Raw genomic sequence first — 19942 nt, 5'->3', positions numbered from 1 at the left:
CCCATGGCGGACGTGTCGCCGACCGGACCGACGACCTCGGAGCGGGTCGTGGAGCTGCGGGTGCACGGCGTCTCCGGCGCGGGAGCCGACCAGGTGCTGGACCGGCCGCACGTCCATCAGGTCGCCGGGGACCGCAGCGGCGGGTTCTACCGCACCCGTCCCGGCTATCCGGGCGCCACCGGTACGGAGGGGGTGACGCTGGAGGCGTACCGCTGGAGCGACCTGCCGTCCGGAACGGCCGTGCGGACGCTGTCGCTGGTGTTCCTGCTGCCGTTCATGCTCTGCAACGTGGCGCTCTGGATGCGCCCGGCGAGCCACGCCTCGAAGCACGGCGTCGTCGCGCTGTGCCGGGTTCTCGCACTCACCCTCACCATGCTCTATGTGCTCTCCATCGTCGGGGTGGCGCTGGACCTGATCGCCTGGCGCTGCATGGGCATCCCGTCCTGCACCGACGGGCGGAACTGGCTGTCCTGGCTCGGCGGGCGCCCGCCCGGGTTGCGCCTCGGCGTGCTGGCGCTGGTACCGGTCGCCGCCATCGGACTCGTCTGGCGGCTGGGCACGCGTCCCGGTCACCTGTTCGATGCGTTTCGGAGCGGGGAAGCGGCAGCGACGGGGCACCCCCGGTTGAGCGCGGTCGGCCAGTGGGATGGCGCTCCGCTGGTGAGCCGGCTGCGCTCGGTGCACGTCGCCGCCGCGTTCGCCACCCTGGACGGCAGCCTGCTGGCCGCCCGGGCCAGCCAGGGCGCCTCGTGGGTGATGGTGGTGCTGCTGGCGGCCACCGGGGCGGTGCTGCTCGCCTGCCTGATCCTGCTCGCCACGGTGCGTAACATCGACCGGCCCGGCCCGTCGGCCCGGGTCGACGGGCTCACGCGCGGGCTGCGCACGATCGCCTGCGGCCTGACCATCCTGGTGATCGTGCACACGATCATCAGTCCGCACCCCTGGCCGCAGGGCGGGGAGCTGCCCGGGTACGGGGCGACCGTGGCCTGGTTGTTCGCCAGCCAGACCGCGCTGCTGGTCGTGCTGGCTGCGCTGGTGATCTGGCGGCGGGGCGGGCCACCGGGGAGCTCGCCGCTGCGCGCACTGGGTGCGCCGGTCTTCGTCACGGTGGCAGCCGGGCTCGCCGTGGCGTTCTCCGCCGAGCTGGACTACCGGGTGGCGGATGTGCTGGACCGCGACGGGAACACCGCGGACCGGCTGGTCACGAGTCCGCCGCTGCCGTACAAGTGGGCGATCTTCGGATTCTTCATCGCGATCCTGAGCGCGGCGCTGGTCGCTGGCATGATCACGGTGCTGACCCGACGCGAGCGGTGGCGGGCGGCGAAGGCGATCGTGGCCGCCGACTTCCCGCACGCACCGCCGGAGGCAGCGGACCGGCTACACCAGGTCGAGCGGGCGATTGCCCGGGCCCGCTTCACCGAACGGTTGGAGCCGCTCACCGTGGTCTACGCCGGGCTCGCCGCCCTCGGCCTGGCCACCAGCGTGCTCGGCCTGCTGAAGCTCTATCCCGGCGACATAATCCAGCGCTACGTCGGGGTGCCCGCCGGCATGGTCAACTTCCTGATCGGGATGGGCAGCTACCTGATCGCGCTGATCATCCTCGGACTGGTGATCGGTGGCATCTTCGCGTACCGGACGGCGCAGTTCCGGCGGTACGTCGGCGTGCTGTGGGACCTGGGCACCTTCTGGCCCCGGGCCGCGCACCCCTTCGCCCCACCCTGCTACGCGGAGCGGGCCGTACCGGAGCTGACACGGCGGATCACCTACCTGGTCGAGCGGGGCGAGAGCGTGCTGCTGGCCGGCCACAGCCACGGATCGGTGCTGCTCGCCGCCACGGTCCTGCAACTGCCGCCCCGGATCACCGAGCGGATCGCCCTGCTGACCTACGAGTCGCCGCTGCAACGGATGTACGCGCCGCTGTTCCCCGCGTACGTCGACGACGAGGTGCTGCACGAGATCGGCGAGCGGATCGGCTGGCGCTGGGTGAACCTGTGGCGGGACACCGATCCCATCGGCGGCTGGATCTTCGCTCCGCACCGTCGGGGGGAGCGCGGGACGGTGACCGGGCCGGCGGCGACGGTGGACCGCCGGTTGATCGACCCGCGCGACGTGGTGCCGCCGCCGTACGACAGCGTGCCGCCGCCGATCCTCCGGCACTTGCCGTGTGAGTCGGACGAGACGTTCGCGGTCGCGGAACGGGAGTTGACCGAGCGGCTGCGCGCCGACCGGCGGCGGGCCGGCTGAGCCGGCGGCCGGATATCGTCGTCGGGTGAGCGCCTCCAAGCAGCCCGAGCGTCGGCTGATCGCCTCGAACAAGAAGGCCCGGCACGAGTACGCCGTGCTCCGCACCTATGAGGCGGGCATCGTGCTGGTCGGCACCGAGGTGAAGTCGCTACGCGAGGGGCGGGCCTCGCTGGTGGACGCGTTCGCGCACGAGCGTGACGGCGAGATCATGCTGTACGGCCTGCACATCGCCGAGTACGCCTACGGCACGTGGACCAACCACGCGCCCCGCCGCAACCGCAAACTGCTGCTGCACCGGGCCGAGATCGACCGGATCCTGGACAAGGTCCGCGAGGGCGGGGTGACCCTGGTCCCGCTGTCGATGTACTTCGAGAACGGCTGGGCCAAGGTCGAGCTGGCCCTGGCGAAGGGCAAGCGCTCCTACGACAAGCGGCAGACGCTGGCCGAGCGGGACGCCAACCGGGAGATCGCCCGCGAACTGGGCCGACACCTCAAGGGTCACCCCCGCCGACCCTGACCTCCGTTGGGTTCGTCCGGGTCGCGCGTCTTTCGCACGAGTCGCGACGCGGCACGCCCAGACATCGTTGACGTCCCGCACTCAGTCGCGCAACTACGGCCAAAAGAACCCTTAGCAGTACGCAGAAGCACTCCGTTCCGGTCTTTCCTGCTCGCAGATGCGGAGGCTAGGGTGAGCCGGTGACGATGTTCCGGATCGGTGCGGCGGCGGACCTGCTCGGTGTCAGCGCCGACACGATTCGCCGCTGGGTGGACGCCGGGCGGCTGGCCGCCGGGCGCGACGAGCACGGCCATCGGGTCATCGATGGCGCCGATCTGGCCGCGTTCGCCCGCGCCCAGGCCGCCTATCCGGCCGCGGGCGCCGAGTTCTCCTCCGCCCGCAACCGGCTGCGCGGCATCGTCGTCGACGTCCGCAAGGACACCGTGATGGCCCAGGTCGACATCCAGGCGGGCCCGTTCCGGGTGGTGTCGCTGATGAGCCGGGAGGCCGTCGACGAGCTTGACCTGCGGGTCGGCTCGGTGGCCGTCGCGGTGATCAAGTCGACCACGGTGGTGGTGGAGCGGGCCGCACCCGCCCCGGCCAGGGGAAGGCCGGGCGGATGAAGGCGCGGGGCATGCGTACGACCCTGGCGGCCGCGGTGGCGGTGGCCGGGCTGACGGTCGCGGGCTGCGGCGCGGGCGACGACCGGGCATCCGGCGGTGTTGCCGCGGACGGCCGGGTCACCGGCGCGGTGACGGTGTTCGCGGCCGCCTCGCTGACCGAGTCGTTCACCCGGATCGGGAAGGACTTCGAGGCCGCCAATCCGGGCAGCACCGTGACCCTCAACTTCGCCGGCAGCTCCGCCCTCGCCAACCAGATCAACCAGGGCGCGCCGGCCGACGTGTTCGCCTCGGCCGCCCCGGCGAACATGACCACGGTCACCGAGGCCGGTAATGCCGACGGCGACCCGAGCACCTTCGCCCGCAACCAGTTGGTGATCGCGGTGCCCCGGGGCAACCCGAAGGGGATCACCAGGCTGGCCGAGCTTACCGGGCCGGGCGTGAAGGTGGCGCTGTGCGCCAGCCAGGTGCCCTGCGGCGCGGCGGCCCGCACCGCACTGGACGCGGCCGGCGTCGCCCTCACACCGGTCACCCTGGAGCAGGACGTCAGGGGCGCACTCGCGAAGGTGAAGCTCGGTGAGGTCGACGCGGCCCTGGTCTACCGCACGGATGCGCGGGCGGCCAGCGCGGACGTGACCGGCGTGGAGTTTCCCGAGTCGGCGCGGGCGGTCAACGACTACCCGATCATCGCGCTGAGGGACGCGCCGAATCCGGCCGGCGCGAGGGCCTTCGTCGAGTACGTCCACTCGCCGCCGGCGCGGGCGGTCCTCGCCGAGGCCGGCTTCCAGGCCCCGTGAGCCAGGTCCGCGACCACGTCACTCCCCGACGGCGGGGGCGGGTGCCGGCGGCGCTGCTGATTCCCGCCGGGCTGGGCCTGCTCTTCCTTGTCCTGCCGCTGGCCGGGCTGGTGATCCAGGCCCCGTGGACGACCCTGCCGCAGCGACTCACCGAGCCGGGCGCGTTGACCGCGTTGCGGCTGTCGGTCCAGACCGCCACCCTGGCCACCGTGCTCTGCCTGCTGCTCGGGGTGCCGCTCGCCTGGCTGCTGGCCCGGGTCGAGTTTCCCGGTCGCCGGCTGGTACGCGCGCTGGTCACCGTGCCATTGGTGCTGCCGCCGGTGGTCGGCGGGGTGGCGCTGTTGCTGGTCTTCGGCCGGCGCGGGCTGCTCGGCGGCTGGCTCGACGCCACGTTCGGCGTCACCCTGCCCTTCACCACCGCGGGTGTCGTGCTGGCCGAGTCGTTCGTCGCCATGCCGTTCCTGGTCATCGCCGTGGAGGGTGCGCTACGCGCCGCCGACCACCGCTACGAGGAGGCCGCCGCGACGCTGGGCGCCAGTCGGTGGACCACCTTCACCCATGTCACGCTGCCGCTGGTGGCGCCCGGGTTGGCCGCCGGTGCGGTCCTCTGCTGGGCGCGGGCGCTCGGCGAGTTCGGTGCCACCATCACCTTCGCCGGCAACTATCCCGGCCGGACGCAGACCATGCCGCTCGCCGTCTACCTGGCGTTGGAGACCGACCTGGAGTCCGCGATCGTGCTCAGCCTGGTACTGCTCACCGTGTCGGTGGGCATCCTGGTCGCGTTGCGGGACCGCTGGATGACCAGCGCATGAGCGGTCCACTGCTCGACGCCCGACTCGTCGTCGACCGGGGCGCCTTCCGGCTCGACGTACCACTGCGGGTCGCACCCGGCGAGGTGGTCGCGCTGCTCGGCCCGAACGGCGCCGGCAAGACCACCGCGCTGCGCGCCCTGGCCGGGCTGCATCCACTCACCGACGGGCACGTCACCCTCGACGGCATCGACCTGGACCGCCCGGCGACGCGCGGCTGGGTGCCCACCGAGCGTCGGCCGATCGGCGTGGTCTTCCAGGACTACCTGCTCTTTCCGCACCTCAGCGCGGTGGACAACGTGGCCTTCGGGCCGCGTCGGCACGGCGTGGACCGTCGGGCCGCGCGCGCCACAGCGCGGGACTGGCTCGGCCGGGTGGGGCTTGAGGCGCAGGCGCACCGGCGCCCCCGGCAGCTCTCCGGCGGTCAGGCGCAGCGGGTGGCGCTGGCCCGCGCGCTGGCTGTCGAGCCAGCGCTGCTGCTGCTGGACGAGCCGCTCGCCGCGCTGGACGCCCGCACCCGGCTGGACACCCGCGCGGAGTTGCACCGGCACCTGACCGCGCATTCGGGCGCGGCGGTGCTGGTCACCCACGACCCGCTGGACGCCCTCGCCCTGGCCGACCGGCTGGTGATCGTGGAGGGTGGTCGGGTGGTCCAGGAGGGTGACGGGCCGAGCGTCACCGCCCGCCCGCGCACCGACTACGTCGCCCAGCTGGTCGGGCTGAACCTCTACCGGGGCCGGGCCGACGGGCACGGGGTGCGGGTCGCACCGGAGCTGACCCTCACCGTCGCCGATCGGTTGACTGGCGAGGCCTTCGTGGCGTTCCGTCCGGCCGCGGTGGCCCTGCACCCGACCCGACCGGAGGGCAGCCCGCGCAACACCTGGGCAGGCACGGTGGCCGGTGTCCAGCGGCACGGTGACAACGTACGGGTGCAACTGGACGGGCCGATCGGGGTGGCCGCCGACGTCACGCCGGCCGCCGCCGCCCAGCTGCGGCTGATCCCCGGCCAGCGGGTCTGGGTGGCGGTCAAGGCGGCCGAGACACACGCCTACCCGGCCACCGGCTAACCGGGCTCGGCGCGGATACCGTCGGCCAGCCGGCCCTTCGGGCGGCCGGTCAGCGCCGGCTCGCTCGGCGAGCTGGCCGGCTCAGCCGGCCAGCAGGTCGTTGTGGGCGGCACGCAGCCGGGCCAGCGCCGGGTCGCTGCCCGGGACGACCCGGCGATCCAGCTCGGCCCACGCCTCGGCCAGCGCCGCGCGGACCGCACCCAACTCGGCGGCGTGCCGCTGACTGCTGCGCCGGTGCTGCTCGTCGAGGCGCCGGGCCCAACCTGCGGTGACCGTGGCGAGCCGGTCGGCGTCGGCGCGGGCCTGCGCGCCGCTGCGGGCGGCTGCGGCGGGAACGATCGCGGCGACCGGGCGGGGATCGCCGTCGCGGGTGACGACGGTAACCGCGTCGGTCAGCTCGGCCAGCGCGACGAGCTGGCTGAACCGGGTGCGCGCCTCACGCAGCGGCACGGAACGCGGCGGGTCGGGAGGAGGGGTGAGCGCGGGGACGGCCATGGATGCATGCTGCCGCCCGGGTACGACAGATTGCGCCGTCGTCAGTGGACGGTGGGCTGCGCACCGCTCGGCACGGCCAGCCATTCGTCGGCCAGCACCGACCAGACCTCAAGGTCGATCCGCCCGTGCGGGCCGGGGCTGACCTGGCGGAGTGTGCCGTCGAGGCGCAGGCCGAGCCGGCGTGCGAGGGCCTTGCTGCGGGTGTTGTCGGCGGTGGTACGCCACTCCACCCGCTGGATGCCGCGCTCGCGGACCGCCCAGTCCACGATCCGGCGGACCGCCGGCGCGACCATGCCCCTTCCCTGCGCGGCCGGCTCCACCCAGCAACCTGCCTCGCAGACGCCCCGGGTCACGTCGAACGACACGAACATGACCCCGCCAACCAGCGTGCCGCGCCACCACAGCCCCCATCAGATGATCATGTGGGTCCAGTAGCTGAGCCAGAGCACGAACAGCGCGCCCTGCACCACGGCGAGCGCCGCGGTCAGCCACACGTCGACACTGGCGTGACGGGCCCAGCGAGCGAGCACCAGGGCCACCGGGAAGGCGGCGAGCAGGTAGCGCAGCAGGCTCTTGTACACCGGCGGGCCCATCGACAGCGGCACGAGCACCATGAGCACGCCGTACACCAGGTAGGCCAGTTCCCGGCGGCGGAACCCGGCGACGAGCACGGCCAGCACGGCCACGGCGAACCAGACCCGGGCCGCGTCGCGTGGCTCTCCGGCCAGCCCGTTCAGCAGCACCGGCACCGGGTTCTGCACCTCGATCCCCCACCCGGTCTCCTGGGCGTGCTGGTAGGCGAACCAGTCCCCGCCCTTCCACCGGCAGAACGCCATGAAGGTGAACCACCCGGCGGGCAGCAGCAGCAACGGCCAGCCGATCCGCAGGTAACCGAGCAGGGCGCGCGGGCCGAGCCGCCAGTCGTGCTGGCGCAGCAGCACCAGGGCCAGCGGCAGCGCGACGAGCAGGCCGACCGACCGGCTCATCGCCAGGAAGTAGCCGAGCACGCCGACCAGCAGCCACCGGCGCTGCTCGGCGTGATAGAACGCGGCCAGCGCGAGGCAGACGAAGAGTGACTCGGTCAGCGCGGCCTGGAAGAGGAACGCGGTCGGCAGCAGCACCAGGTAGCGGGTGAACCGGCGGGCCGCGTCCACGCCGCCGAGCAGCAGCTCGGCCAACCGGTAGCCGTACCAGAGGGTCAGCAGGAACGCGACGTTGCTGATCAACAGCAGGGCCAGCGCGTTGTCGCCGCCGAGCAGCGCGCCGACCGGCCGGGCCAGGAACGGGTAGAGCAGGGGGAAACCGAAGTCCCTCCACGGGCCGGTCAGGGGCAGCTCGCTCAGCCGGAGGTAGAGCAGCGCGTCCCAGGCGAACCAGAAGGAGATCCACCGGTGCCCGGAGATCTCCCGCTGCTGCGCCCACATCAGCGTCTCGTCCGGCGGAGGCGCCCCGGGGACGCCGTCCCAGGCGTGCAGGACCAGCAGCCCGAGCAGGGTCAGCAGCACCTTCGCGCCGAGGAACAGGCCGATCACGTACCGCCAGGGCGCCGGCACCCGGCGGACCAGCCGCGCGCCGGCCCGGGCCGTCCCGGTCAGCCGGGCGACCAGCGCCGGCGCGGGCCGCAGGCCGATCCGCCACCGGTGCATCCGTCCGCTCCCCCGGTCCGCGGCCCACCCGCCGCGTCGCGGGTGTGGCTCTTCCCGTTGTACGCCGCAGCGCGACCCGCCGAAGCGGAAACTACCCATGACCAATGGTGACATTCGGCGCAGAACGGGTACGCGCCGCGCCTCAGCCATGAACGTGAGCAGGGAGCGCGGCAGCATGAGTGAGCAGCACGGCACGGTGATCATCGGCGCAGGACCGGCGGGGCTTACCGCCGCCTACGAGCTGCTGCGGCACGATCGGTCGGTCCGGGTGTTCGAGGCCGACGAGGTGGTCGGCGGGATCAGCCGGACCGTGGAGCGCGACGGGTGGCGTTTCGACATCGGCGGGCACCGGTTCTTCACGAAGGTGCCGCGAGTGGAGGCGTTCTGGCACGAGATCCTGCCGGACGAGGACTTCCTGACCCGGCCTCGGATGAGCCGGATCTTCTACCGGGGCGCGCTGTTCAACTACCCGCTGAGCGCGGTGAACGCGCTGCGGAACCTGGGGCTGCCGGAGGCCGCTCGTTGCCTCGGCTCGTACGCCCGGGCCCGACTTCGCCCACCCAGGGACCAGTCGCACTTCGAGGGCTGGGTGTCGGCCCGGTTCGGCTGGCGGTTGTACTCGATCTTCTTCAAGACGTACACGGAGAAGGTCTGGGGGATGCCGGCGGACCGGTTACAGGCGGACTGGGCCGCGCAGCGGATCAAGAACCTGTCGCTGGCCAAGGCGATCCGCAACGCGCTGTTGCCCCGGCGTCGGCGTACGGACGTGACCAGCCTGATCGAGCAGTTCCAGTACCCGAAGTACGGGCCGGGGATGATGTGGGAGCGCTGTGCCGAGCAGGTGCGCCAGCGCGGCGGGCAGGTGTCGACCGGCAGCTGGGTCACCGCCGTGCACCGCGACCCGGCGCAACGGCGGGCGCTCAGCGTGACGGTCAACGGCGCGGGCGGGCAGCGTACCGAACCGGCCGACCACGTGATCTCATCCATGCCGATCTCGGAGCTGGTGACCGCGCTGCGCCCGCCGGCGCCGCCAGAGGTTCTGGCCTGCGCCGCCGACCTGCGCTACCGCGACTTCCTGACGGTCGCCCTGGTGGTGCCGGCGGAGTTCTCGTTCCCGGACAACTGGATCTACGTGCACGATCCGGCGGTACGGGTCGGCCGGATCCAGAACTTCGGCTCCTGGTCGCCGTACCTGGTCAAGGACGGCCGGACCTGCCTGGGGCTGGAGTACTTCGTGTTCGAGGACGACGAGATGTGGCGTACCCCGGATGCCGACCTCGTGGCGCTGGCCACCGCGGAGCTGGAGCGGTTGGGACTGGCCCGGCCCGGCGTGGTGGAGGCCGGCTACGTGGTGCGGATGCCGAAGGCCTACCCGGTGTACGACGAGCGCTACCAGCACAACGTGGACACGATCCGGGCCTGGCTGGCCGAGGCGGTGCCGAACGTGCACCCGGTGGGCCGCAACGGCATGCACCGCTACAACAACCAGGACCACTCGATGCTCACCGCGATGCTCACCGCCGAGAACATCGCCACCGGCAGTACGCACGACGTCTGGTCGGTCAACGTCGAGCAGGACTACCACGAGCAGACGTCCGGTGGCGACAGCCGACGCGGTACCGGTCGGGACGCTCCGGTGCTGCCTAGCCGGATCATCACCGCCCCGATCACCGCGCCCGAGGGCGCCCGCGCGGCCGGTGACGGCGGCCGGTCGGCACAGGTGCCGCTGGTCTGACGTACCGCGGCTGAACGTCGACGTATCCCCTTCAGGCCACGCCCATGATCACGGGCTGCGGCTGACGGTGGTGCTGGCGATAGGATGCGGGTTGTGCGTATCGCTACGGCTCAGCCCGCAGTTGTGGCCTACGACGTCGCCGCGAACGCGGCAACGCACGCGAGGGTCATTCGCGACGCCGGGGCGAGGCTGGTCGTCTTCCCGGAGCTTTCGCTGACCGGGTACAACCTCGATGCCCCAGCGGTTTCCTGTGATGATCCGCGGCTGGCGCCGATCCGTGCGGTGTGCGCCGACACCGGTGCCGTCGCACTGGTCGGCGCACCGATAGTCGGGGCCGATGGCCGCTCATACATCGCGACGCTGCTCGTCGACGGCGCAGGCGTGACCGTGGCCTACCGCAAGATTCACCTTCATCCACCAGAGGACGAACGGTTCACCCCGGGAACCGAGCACGTCGTACTCGAACTCGATGGACTACGTCTTGGTCTGGCCATCTGCCGGGACGCGTCGCTTGCCGAACACGCCGCCGCCACGGTCGGTGCGGGCGCGGAGGTCTACGTGGCGAGCACGCTCAACTCGCCGGCCGACCCACGCGATGCGCGGATGTACGCGCGGGCTACCACGCATCGGATCCCTGTGGTGCTGTCCTGCGGAGCGGGACCGGACGGACCCTTGCTCTGCGGCGGCGGCTCCGGATTCTGGAGGTCGGACGGCACGGTGATCGCCCAGGCCGGCAGTTCCCCCGGTGAAGTGGTCGTTGCGGACATCCCATGTTGAAAGTGCTGGTCAGCGGCTGCCTGGGCAGCGCCGCGATCCGCTTCAACGAAACCAGCGTGCCGGTGAGTTCACCGATCTGGCGGAAGTGGGCAGCCGAGGGACGCCTCGTATCGTTCTGTCCCGAACTGGCTGTGGGGTTTCCGGTTCCTCGGCCGCCGGCCGAGATCGTGGGCGGCAGCGCGGCCGACGTCCTCGACAGCGGTGCGTGGGTGCGGGAAGTCTCCGGCCGCGACGTCACGCACCTGTTCCGCGCGGCCTCGCGCCGGGCGCTGCACCGGGCGATCGACGCCGACGTGGCCCTCGCCGTCCTGGTCGACGGCAGCCCCACATGCGGGAGCAGCTATGTCCACGACGGGACCTTCAGCGGAGTCACCGTACCCGGGCGTGGCGTGGCCGCCGAGGCGCTGCGCCGCCACGGCATCCCGGTGTTCGCTCATCATGAGTTGGAACAGGCGGCGGCAGCGCTCGCGGAAATGGAACGCCACAGCGACCCCTCGACCATGACCCGCCCAGGTTGACGCTTAGCGCGGCAGGTGCGTGCAGTGGGCCACCGTGGCGTCGTCCGGGACCTGAGCACCGGGGCCGTCGCCGGCCTGGGATTCGGCCTGCCGGACGCGACGGATGAGGCCGACTGGTCCGTTGGCGGCGAGCAGTTCCAGGACGCCGGGCCAGTCGGTCAGGCCGTACGGGCCGACGATGCGGCTGGCGCCGTTGCTGAGCAGCGCGACGCTGGTCAGGTCAGCGAGGGACCGGCTGCCGGTGACGGCCTCCTGCGCGGCGCGCGGGTCGTCCTTGGCGATCCAGTAGCCGCCCGGCTGGTTCCGGCGGGCACGCAGGGCCTTGACGCAGGAGTCGAGGACGCGCTCGTACTCCGGTGTTCCGGGGGCGATGCCCTCCAGGGGCGTCGAGCAGTCGCGCCTGGCGATCACCTCCCGCTCGTCGGTGATCACCTGCGGTCCGGCGTGGGCCTGGTCGAGGACGAGGAAGGAGTCCGCGAGCAGGAGATAGTCCAGGCGGCCCCGGTGGACGCGGACCATCCCGACGGCGGCCTGCGGGCTCGCGGGGTCCGCGATGTCGCAGGTGTCGCCGTGCTCGGCGGCCAGTTCGCCGATGGCGGTGGCGAGGATCGCCGGCAGGTCCCGCCCGTCATCACGCGAGAGGTGGCCGAGCAGCGTGCCGCCGAGGCGGTGGGTGTACCAGGCGACACCGTGGGAGCAGAGCGATTCGGCGCCCGGGATGCCGGCACCGTCGAGGAGGACGACAGCGCCGGGAACCGCGCCGACGAAGTCCTCGTTCGGCCGACCCGCTCCACCGGCGCTCGTCGCCAGGCTGACGTACACGTTGTGCGGGTCCTTTGTGGGCGGAGGCAGCGGATACAGCGTCTGCTTCGCGGCTACTCAGAGACTAGGCTCCAGGATCGATGTCCGGCCATGAGCGACCTGCAGCATCAGGGCCAGTCGGCCAGGCCGTACCAGCGCCGACGAAGCCCTCTACCAGCCAAGCGGCACTGGACGAGCCCCGGCCCGCACAACCAGTCGGTCAGGGCTTGCGGGCCACCGCGCCGTAGATGGAGGCGTCGGCCAGGGCCGGCCGCTGCTCCGGCGGCACCTGCGGACGCCACTCGGTGACCGGGACGACGCCCGGCTCGGCAAGCTCCAGGCCGGTGAAGAAGCGGGTGAACTCGGCACGATCGCGGGATACGGCGTCCTGCTTCATCCGGCCGGCGGCGAACTCGGCTTCCATCCGCTCGACGATCTCGGCGGGGATGTGGTCGGTGGTGAAGTGCGTCAGCGCCAGCCAGCTCCCGGAGGGCAGCGCGTCGAGCAGCCGGGCGACCTGCTCGTGTGGGCGGTCGTCGTCGGTGAGGAAGTGCGTCACGGCGACCAGCACCAGGGCCACCGGACGGGACAGGTCCAGTGTGGCGTGCAACTGGGGGTCGGCGAGGATCTTCTCCGGGTCGCGCAGGTCGGCGTCGAGGTAGGCGGTAGCGCCGGCCGGGTCGCTGGTCAGCAACGCCCGGGCGTGGACCAGCACCATCGGGTCGTTGTCGACGTAGACGACCCGGGACTCGGGTGCGACGGCCTGGGCCACCTCGTGGGTGTTGTCGGCGCTCGGAATGCCGGTGCCGATGTCGAGGAACTGCCGGACGCTGGCCTCCTGGGCGAGGAACCGCACCGCCCGGCCGAGAAAGGCCCGGTTTTCCCGGGCGAGGGTGCGCACCCCCGGGTAGACGGCGGCGATCTGGTCGCCGGACTCCCGGTCGACGGCGAAGTTGTCCTTGCCACCCAGCCAGTAGTTGTAGCGGCGGGCCGGATGCACCACTGTGGTGTCGATCCGGTCGGCGCCCCGCCCCTCGTACGCCTCCGAGGCCGATGGTGTCGTCACGTGACCTCCCCAGGTCGACCAGCTACGCCCGCCGCGTGGCACGACGTGTGCCGGACCATCGTAGGTGCTGAACGTGGGGACGCGGGCACCGTACGGATCGGTGCGACCGAACGTCTCCGGCCGGCCACCTGAGCAGGAAACCGCTTACCCTGTCGCTATTGACGGTCGTCACTGGCTGTCAGTACCGTGATGCGGGCAGCGAGAAAGCGCTTTCCGACCCTCTCCGTCCGACAGGGAGCGCCCCCATGCCCCGACACCTCCGCGCGTTCTGCCTGATCCTGCTCGGCATCGCCACCGTGGTGAGCACCACCACCGCCCTGCCTGCCGAGGCCGCCCCACGCTTCCGGGTGCTGGTCTTCTCCAAGATCACAAACTTCTACCACGACTCGATCCCGGCCGGCATCGCCGCGATCCAGCAGTTGGGTACCGCCCACAACTTCGAGGTCGTCGCCACCACCGACGCGGCCGCCTTCACCGATGCCAACCTCGCCACCTTCGACGCCCTGGTCTTCAACAACACCAACTCCACCCCCGCCTCCGGTGACCTGCTCAACGCCAGCCAACGGGCGGCGTTGCAGACGTTCATCCGCAACGGCGGCGGCTGGGCCGGCCTGCACGCCGCCTCGGCCAGCGAACGCGACTGGCCGTGGTACGAGGGCCTGGTCGGCACGATCTTCGACTATCACCCCGACTTCTCGTCCACCGGCGGCACCTTCCCCGGCCGGGTCAAGGTGCTCGACCGCGCGCACCCCTCAACCCGCAACCTGCCGGAGCTCTGGGAGCAGAGCGAGGAGTGGTACAACTGGCGAACCAACCCGACCGGCAACGTGCACACCCTCGCGCAGATCAAGGTGCGCGACGGCATCAACGGGCTGGACGAGGGCGTCGACCACGCGTACTCCTGGTGTCAGCGCTACGACGGCGGCCGGTCCTGGTTCACCGCCGGTGGGCACGCCAGCTCCCAGTTCAGCACACCGACCTTCCTGGAGCACCTGCGCTACGGCATCGAGTGGGCGGCCGGCGCGGTCGCTGGCGACTGCTCGGCCACCGAGACCGGCAACTTCGACCGGGTGGGGCTGGTCACCGAGAACCTGGCCGACCCGTTCGAGTTGGCCGTCGCTCCCGACCGCAAGGTCTACTACATCCAGCGGACCGGCGCGTTGAAGGTGGTCAACTCCGACACCCTCCAGGTCACCACACTGCTGGACTTCGCGTACACCTCGGCGATGACCGACCAGTCCGACGGGCTGCTCGGGATGACCCTGGACCGCAACTTCGCCAGCAACGGCTGGGTCTACCTGCTCTGGTCGGACAAGACCCTCAAACAGCTCAACCTGTCCCGGTTCACGGTCGCCAACAACAGCGTGGCGCTCTCCTCGGAGAAACGTCTGCTGACCATCCCCACCTTCCGCGGTGAGGGGCGAGCCAACTCGCACATGGGCGGCTCGCTGGCCATGGACGCCGCCGGGCGGCTCTACGCCGCGATCGGTGACAACACCGACCCGTTCGCCTCCAGCGGATACACGCCGATCGACGAGCGCGCCGGCCGGGCCGCCTGGGACGCCCAGGGCACCGCCGGCAACACCAACGACCTGCGCGGCAAGATCCTGCGCATCACCCCGCAGGCCGACGGTACGTACACCGTGCCGAGCGGCAACCTCTTCGCGGCCGGCACCGCGAGGACCCGGCCGGAGATCTACGCGATGGGCATGCGCAACCCGTTCCGGATCACCGTTGAGCCGCAGACCAACGCGCTGCTGGTCGCCGACTACGGACCGGACGCCCGCGCCGCCGACCCGAACCGAGGTCCGGAGGGGACGGTCGAGTTCAACCGGATCACCACCGCCGGCAACTACGGCTGGCCGTACTGTGTGGGCAACAACATCCCGTTCAACGACTACAACTTCGCCACCAGCACCTCCGGGTCGAAGTTCAACTGTGCCGCGCCGGTGAACAACTCCCCCAACAACACCGGGCTGACGACCCTGCCGGCGGCCAGGTCGGCGCTGGTCTGGTACGCGTACTCCGCCTCCACCCAGTTCCCGGAGGTGGGCACCGGCGGCGGCGGGCCGATGAGCGGGCCGGTCTACGACTACGACCCGGCCAACACCCGCACGACGAAGTTCCCCGAGTACTTCGAGGGCAAGTGGATCACCTACGAGCTCACCCGTAGGTGGTTCAAGACGCTCTCGATCCACAAGACGGCGCAGACGTTCAGCAACGCGCGCTTCGGCCCCACCGCCGTGGGTGACCTCCAGTCGATCAACGGGATCTTCGGCGACATGAGCTGGATCCAGCCCTTCGAGGCGGAGTTCGGCCCGGACGGCTCGCTCTACGTCATCGACTTCGGCGAGGGCACGGGCAGCGGTCGCGGCGGCAGCAACGCCGGCGCGGGCATCTACCGCATCGACTACGTCGCCAACGGGCGGCCACCGACCGCGAAGATCGCCGCCACCCCGGACAGCGGACGTACGCCGCTCGCGGTGACCTTCTCCTCGGCCGGGTCCACCGCCGGTGACGGGTCGGCGCTCAGCTACGCCTGGGACTTCACCAACGACGGCACCACCGACTCCACCGCCGCCAACCCGAGCCACACCTACTCGACCGCCGGGAAGCACACCGCCCGGCTGACCGTCCGCAACAGCGGCAACGGGCTGACCGCCACCGCGGTCACCGACGTGGTGGTCGGCAACACCCGACCCACGGTGACCATCACCGTGCCCGACGGCGGGTTTTTCGACTTCGGCGACAAGATCCCGTACACGGTGACGGTCACCGACCCGGAAGAGACCACCATCGACTGCTCCAAGGTCACCGTGCAGACGCAGCTCGGCCACGACTCGCACGCCCATCCGCTGGACGTGTACACCGGCTGCTCCGGGCTGCTCGCCACCGAGGCGGACGCCGGTGACGGGCACGGGCCGGGGCAGAACCTCTACACCGTCGTCACCGCGCAGTACACCGACGGCGGCGCGGCCGGCGGCGTACCGGCGCTGACCGGCTCGACCCGAGCCCAGTTGCAGCCCAAGAGCAAGGAGGCCGAGCACTTCAGCGCCCAGTCCGGCATCACGGTGAACGACCGGGCCACCGCCCGCGCCGGCAAGCGGCTCGGCGACGTCGACCACAACGACTGGGCGGCGTACGGGCCGGTGGACCTGCGTAACGTCGGCTCGGTGACGCTCGGGGTGACCAACGGTGGGCTCGGCGGCGACATCGAGCTGCGGACCGGCTCACCCACCGGCACCCTGATCGGCAGGGCCACCATCGGGTCGACCGGCGGGTGGGACAACCTCGTCTCGCCCACCGTCACCCTGACCAACAAGCCCGCCGGCACCACCATCCTGTACGCGAAGTTCGTCAACCCCGCCCAGGTCGGCGGCACTCCGGACCTGATGTCGCTGGACTGGCTGCGGTTCAACGGGGCCGGCGTCAAGCAGGAGCCCGGCGGGACGCTGTCCCTCGCGGCCAGCCCGGGCAGCGGCACCGCGCCGCTGACCACCACCCTGACCGCCACCGCGACGGCGCCGTCAGGTATGAGCATCACCGACTACGCGTGGGACTTCGGCGACAACAGCGCCACCACGCATGGGGCCACCCTCCGGTCGGCTGCCCACGGTTACTCCCGCAAGGGGACCTTCACCGCCCGGGTGACGGTCACCTACACCAGCGGGGAAACCCGCTCGGCCAACCTGACCATCACGGTCAGCTGACCGTTGGCACGGACCGTGGGGCGGTGCGCTCGGCACCGCCCCACGGTCGGCCGGCTACGGGTTACTGCCAGGAACTCTGTTGGGTGTAGACGAGGTTGCCAGGGACAACCGTGCCGTTGGTGCTCCACTCGGTGTACGCCCAGAAGTCGCCCTCGGCCAGCGGCTTGTTCGGCTTCAGGGTGAAGTTGAAGCTTTGACCGCGCTGGGCCGTGGACGGCAGTGTCAGCGTGGCACCCGGATACGTGGCGTTACGACCGATGATGGCGTGGCGCAGTTCGAAGTCGACGACCGGGCCACCGGGAAGCTGCGCGAACACGTACGCGGTGTAGCGCCCCGGCTCGGGCAGGAACTTGTACGCCTGCTCCGCGCTGGTCCAGAACCTGTCACTGCTGTAGATCAGGGTGTCGCCCTTGTACAGGTAGAGATCGAGGTTCGTGTTCGGGTCGTCGGTGTTGGCTTCGACCACGATGCCGGCGGTGTTCGCCGGCACGGTGAAGTCGACCTTCTTCACTCCGGAGGCGCTCGGGTCGAACACGCCGCCGTAGACGCCGGCCGGCATCGAGTACGACTCCCGCCGCATCGGCGTGTAACCGGTGCTGCGACCGGCGAGTGGTCCGGTGAAGCCCGGCTGGACCGAGCCGAACGCGCCGTTGGTCATCCGGCCGAATTCCTCGCCGTCGTCACCGTACGGTCGGGGCGTGATGCCCCACGGACGGGCGGCGACCGGGATCCGGGCGCTGTGGGCCTTGCCGCGCCAGGTGATCGACCCGGTCACGTACCGGTCCCAGGGCGCGCTGCCCCGACGCAGCGTGATGGTCACCGTCGCGGACTTCCCCGGCGCCAGCGTCACCGACGCCGGCGTCACGGTGACCTTCATGCCGGCCAGGCCGGACACCGACGAGCGGTAGGTTTCCCGCGCCGTACCCACGTTGGTCAGGGTGCGGGTGAGGGTCACCGGGTGGGTCCCGTCGTACTCGCGCAGCGAGATGGCCGGCAGGTTGAGTGCCTTGCCGTCGGGTTCGGCCGTCTCGCTGAACTCGATCAGGTCCGCCGCCGTCGGCTCGATGACCAGTCCCGGGTCCTTGGCCCCGGTCAGGTTGATGAATCCGCTGCCCTGGTCCAGGGCGCTGCTGGTACCGACGGTGTCGGTGGCGGTGGTCCGCAGCGCCGAGGCGACCGCGCCGGGCGACCACGTCGGGTGCGTGGCACGCAGGACCGCCGCCGCTCCGGCCACGTACGGCGAGGCCATCGAGGTGCCCGAGTAGGCGTCGTACTGTCGCCCGAAGTTGCCCGCGGGTGAGACCGCGGCGATGATGTTCGACCCCGGCGCGACCAGGTCCGGCTTGAGGACGCCGGGGGCCACCTTGTCCGGGCCGGTGGAGGAGAAGTCCGCGACGCTGGGTATGCCCGGGACGCTGGAGCCGTCACCACCGGTGCGCAACGACACCGTCGCGTCGGTGGGGTGGCGCATCAGATAGTTGAACAACGTGCCGGCCTGCTTCTCGGTCGGCAGGTAGACCACGGGGAAGTTGAAGATGGAGTTGATCCGGTAGTTGCCGACCGGGTCGAACACCACCATCGCCGTTCCGCCCTTGGCCTTGATCTCGGCGGCGGAACCGAACAGGTCGGACAGCGCGCAGGCGACCACCTTGCCCTTGATCTTGGCAGGGTCCAGGCTGCCGGGTTCGCAGTAGACCGCCCCCAGATCTGGCGAGCCGGCCTGTTCGCCGAAGACCAGCGGCCGCGAGGTGCCACCGGGCAGCGCGTCCAGCGAGCCGCCGACCAGCTTCGTGCCGTCGCCCAGCTTGACCGTCGCCTCGTCGAGCTTCGTCACCGCCGCGCCGACCGTGGTCACCCAGGGCGCCGCGTTGCTGATCGCACCGCTCACAATGCCGGTGTTGCCCGCCGACGCCGCCACGAAGACTCCGGCCAGCGAGGCGTTGAGGAAGGCGACGCCGATGGGAGTGTTGGCTTCCCAGTCGCCGAGATCGCTGCCGATCGAGAAGTTCAGGACCTGCACGCCGTCGGCGACGGCGGCGTCGATGCCGGCGATGATGTCGGCGTCGTAGCCCATGCCGCCCCAGAGCACCTTGTAGACGGCGATCTGGGCGTCCGGTGCCACCCCGGAGATGGGACCGAAGTTGCGCCCGTCGATCGTGACGTTCGACATCGGCAGACCGGCCGCCGTGGACGCGGTGTGCGTCCCGTGCCCGGCCATGTCGCGCGGGGACAGAACCTCGCCCTCGGGTATCGAGCCGCCAAACGCCAGCCACGAGTCGGCGAAGTACCGGGCGCCGACGATCTTGCCGTTGCAGTGCTCGGCCACGAAGGCGACCCCGGTCTGGCAGGTGCCGTGCCAGGTCGCGGGAGCGGGCATCTTCTTGGCGAACGACGCGCTCTCCGGCCAGATGCCGGTGTCCAGGACGCCGATCACCATGCCCGCGCCCGTACCGGGGCCGGGCTTGCCCGGCTTGGGGGTGCGGTCTGCCGTCGACGGGTTCGCCTCGGCCGCGGTGGTGGAGGTCGAGGTGGCGGGGGTGCTTGCGAGGGGAGGCGTCGGTCGGGTTCCGAGCGCCCGGGAGGCGGTGACGGCGCGGACGCGCTTGTCCGCCTTCAGCGCCGCCGCCTGTTGGGCGGTCAGCTGTGCCGAGAACCCGTTGAAGGCGGTCGTGTAGACCGACTTGACCTGGACCCCGGCGGCGGCAGCGACGGCGTTCCGCTGCGCGTCGAGGTGGCCGCGGTATGCCTTCGACGGCGCCGACGTCACGTCCAGCCGACTGCCCGCCTCCGGACGGGTTCGCGTGAGCCCGGACACACCGCCGGCGTACGCGGTCAAGGGCTCCTCGGCCAGTTCGACGATGTACATGCCCGAGCCGGACTCGTCCACGGTGGCTCGCTGGCTGGCCGAGTTGTCGCCGCCGGGTCGGCGGTCGGCCCCGTCGGTCAGGGTGACTCTCTTGTCGGACCCGGTGGTGAAGTATCCGGCGGCACTGCCACCGTCACCCGACCCCACGGGGGCCGCCGACGCCGATCCGGCGAGACCGGTTGTGCCGGTGATCAGGGCGAAGACCAGCGTCGGTATCGCTAATCTTCGCAGCCTGGTTCCGCTCGTGCTGGTAGCCACGAGGCTCCTTTCAAAGGCTCCCTTGTGGAGCAGTTCT

15 protein-coding genes and 1 pseudogene are annotated in these 19942 nt (G+C 71.3%); 10 read left to right on the top strand and 6 right to left on the bottom strand.

The window, feature by feature from the left end; translation table 11 throughout:
* The first annotated feature begins 3 nt into the window (after positions 1–3).
* The 6 genes from ACQEUX_RS06375 (at position 4) to ACQEUX_RS06350 (ending at position 6033) form a co-directional block, all read left to right on the top strand.
* The gene (locus ACQEUX_RS06375; protein ID WP_433042602.1) at positions 4–2244 is read left to right on the top strand and encodes a hypothetical protein; all 2241 of its coding nucleotides are present in this window, start codon (positions 4–6) and stop codon (positions 2242–2244) included.
* A 25-nt stretch (positions 2245–2269) separates the two neighbouring features.
* Positions 2270–2761: an SsrA-binding protein SmpB gene (smpB, locus tag ACQEUX_RS06370; RefSeq protein ID WP_433042599.1), complete on the top strand. Its 492-nt coding sequence runs from the start codon at positions 2270–2272 to the stop codon at positions 2759–2761.
* 179 nt (positions 2762–2940) lie between these two features.
* Complete coding sequence (locus ACQEUX_RS06365) at positions 2941–3363, top strand: TOBE domain-containing protein (protein ID WP_433042596.1); 423 nt, start codon at positions 2941–2943, stop codon at positions 3361–3363.
* 11 nt (positions 3364–3374) lie between these two features.
* Entirely contained in the window at positions 3375–4157 is a 783-nt protein-coding gene (gene modA / locus ACQEUX_RS06360; protein WP_433042593.1) for a molybdate ABC transporter substrate-binding protein, read from the top strand.
* Positions 4154–4969 carry an ABC transporter permease gene (locus ACQEUX_RS06355; protein WP_433042590.1) on the top strand — a complete coding sequence of 272 codons (816 nt, stop codon included), beginning with the start codon at positions 4154–4156 and terminating at the stop codon, positions 4967–4969. Before modA ends, ACQEUX_RS06355 begins: the two co-directional genes overlap by 4 nt.
* Entirely contained in the window at positions 4966–6033 is a 1068-nt protein-coding gene (locus ACQEUX_RS06350; RefSeq protein ID WP_433042587.1) for an ABC transporter ATP-binding protein, read from the top strand. Before ACQEUX_RS06355 ends, ACQEUX_RS06350 begins: the two co-directional genes overlap by 4 nt.
* Positions 6034–6114: 81 nt before the next feature.
* Here ACQEUX_RS06350 and ACQEUX_RS06345 read toward each other — a convergent pair whose 3' ends face one another.
* From ACQEUX_RS06345 to ACQEUX_RS06335, 3 genes and pseudogenes are all read right to left on the bottom strand, one after another.
* Positions 6115–6528 (bottom strand): type II toxin-antitoxin system Phd/YefM family antitoxin, encoded by a 414-nt coding sequence (locus tag ACQEUX_RS06345; RefSeq protein WP_433042584.1) that lies wholly within the window; start codon positions 6526–6528, stop codon positions 6115–6117.
* A 41-nt stretch (positions 6529–6569) separates the two neighbouring features.
* Positions 6570–6938: pseudogene (locus tag ACQEUX_RS06340) on the bottom strand (GNAT family N-acetyltransferase); the annotation flags it as partial.
* Entirely contained in the window at positions 6939–8174 is a 1236-nt protein-coding gene (locus ACQEUX_RS06335) for a hypothetical protein (RefSeq protein WP_433042581.1), read from the bottom strand.
* Between the two features lie 175 nt (positions 8175–8349).
* Here ACQEUX_RS06335 and ACQEUX_RS06330 point away from each other — a divergent pair, with 175 nt between their 5' ends.
* From ACQEUX_RS06330 to ACQEUX_RS06320, 3 genes are all read left to right on the top strand, one after another.
* Positions 8350–9909, top strand: coding sequence for an NAD(P)/FAD-dependent oxidoreductase (locus ACQEUX_RS06330; RefSeq protein WP_433042578.1), 1560 nt, complete (start codon positions 8350–8352; stop codon positions 9907–9909).
* Positions 9910–9993: 84 nt separating this feature from the next.
* Positions 9994–10686 (top strand): carbon-nitrogen hydrolase family protein, encoded by a 693-nt coding sequence (locus tag ACQEUX_RS06325; protein WP_433042575.1) that lies wholly within the window; start codon positions 9994–9996, stop codon positions 10684–10686.
* Positions 10680–11204 (top strand): DUF523 domain-containing protein, encoded by a 525-nt coding sequence (locus tag ACQEUX_RS06320; RefSeq protein ID WP_433042572.1) that lies wholly within the window; start codon positions 10680–10682, stop codon positions 11202–11204. The genes ACQEUX_RS06325 and ACQEUX_RS06320 overlap by 7 nt, the downstream gene beginning before the upstream one ends.
* Positions 11205–11207: 3 nt before the next feature.
* Here ACQEUX_RS06320 and ACQEUX_RS06315 read toward each other — a convergent pair whose 3' ends face one another.
* Positions 11208–12026, bottom strand: a complete 819-nt coding sequence (locus ACQEUX_RS06315; RefSeq protein WP_433042569.1) for a hypothetical protein — start codon at positions 12024–12026, stop codon at positions 11208–11210.
* Positions 12027–12225: 199 nt separating this feature from the next.
* Positions 12226–13071 carry an SAM-dependent methyltransferase gene (locus ACQEUX_RS06310; protein WP_433042566.1) on the bottom strand — a complete coding sequence of 282 codons (846 nt, stop codon included), beginning with the start codon at positions 13069–13071 and terminating at the stop codon, positions 12226–12228.
* Between the two features lie 245 nt (positions 13072–13316).
* Here ACQEUX_RS06310 and ACQEUX_RS06305 point away from each other — a divergent pair, with 245 nt between their 5' ends.
* Complete coding sequence (locus ACQEUX_RS06305; protein WP_433042563.1) at positions 13317–16781, top strand: ThuA domain-containing protein; 3465 nt, start codon at positions 13317–13319, stop codon at positions 16779–16781.
* 61 nt (positions 16782–16842) lie between these two features.
* Here the strand turns inward: ACQEUX_RS06305 and ACQEUX_RS06300 are convergent, their stop codons facing one another.
* Complete coding sequence (locus ACQEUX_RS06300; RefSeq protein ID WP_433042560.1) at positions 16843–19905, bottom strand: S8 family serine peptidase; 3063 nt, start codon at positions 19903–19905, stop codon at positions 16843–16845.
* Positions 19906–19942 lie beyond the last annotated feature (37 nt).

Source organism: Micromonospora sp. CA-259024, assembly GCF_050936255.1.
In the GTDB taxonomy this organism is placed as follows: Bacteria; Actinomycetota; Actinomycetes; order Mycobacteriales; family Micromonosporaceae; genus Micromonospora.
This window is presented reverse-complemented; position numbering and strand designations above follow the sequence as displayed.

Bases quoted from the DNA above. Each gene is read 5' to 3' on its own strand.
- ACQEUX_RS06375 (WP_433042602.1), top strand. From the start codon at position 4: ATGGCGGACGTGTCGCCGACCGGACCGACGACCTCGGAGCGGGTCGTG.
- ACQEUX_RS06330 (WP_433042578.1), top strand. From the start codon at position 8,350: ATGAGTGAGCAGCACGGCACGGTGATCATCGGCGCAGGACCGGCGGGG.
- ACQEUX_RS06335 (WP_433042581.1), bottom strand. From the start codon at position 8,174: ATGCACCGGTGGCGGATCGGCCTGCGGCCCGCGCCGGCGCTGGTCGCC.
- ACQEUX_RS06350 (WP_433042587.1), top strand. From the start codon at position 4,966: ATGAGCGGTCCACTGCTCGACGCCCGACTCGTCGTCGACCGGGGCGCC.
- ACQEUX_RS06345 (WP_433042584.1), bottom strand. From the start codon at position 6,528: ATGGCCGTCCCCGCGCTCACCCCTCCTCCCGACCCGCCGCGTTCCGTG.
- ACQEUX_RS06320 (WP_433042572.1), top strand. From the start codon at position 10,680: ATGTTGAAAGTGCTGGTCAGCGGCTGCCTGGGCAGCGCCGCGATCCGC.
- ACQEUX_RS06325 (WP_433042575.1), top strand. From the start codon at position 9,994: ATGCGGGTTGTGCGTATCGCTACGGCTCAGCCCGCAGTTGTGGCCTAC.
- ACQEUX_RS06305 (WP_433042563.1), top strand. From the start codon at position 13,317: ATGCCCCGACACCTCCGCGCGTTCTGCCTGATCCTGCTCGGCATCGCC.
- modA (WP_433042593.1), top strand. From the start codon at position 3,375: ATGCGTACGACCCTGGCGGCCGCGGTGGCGGTGGCCGGGCTGACGGTC.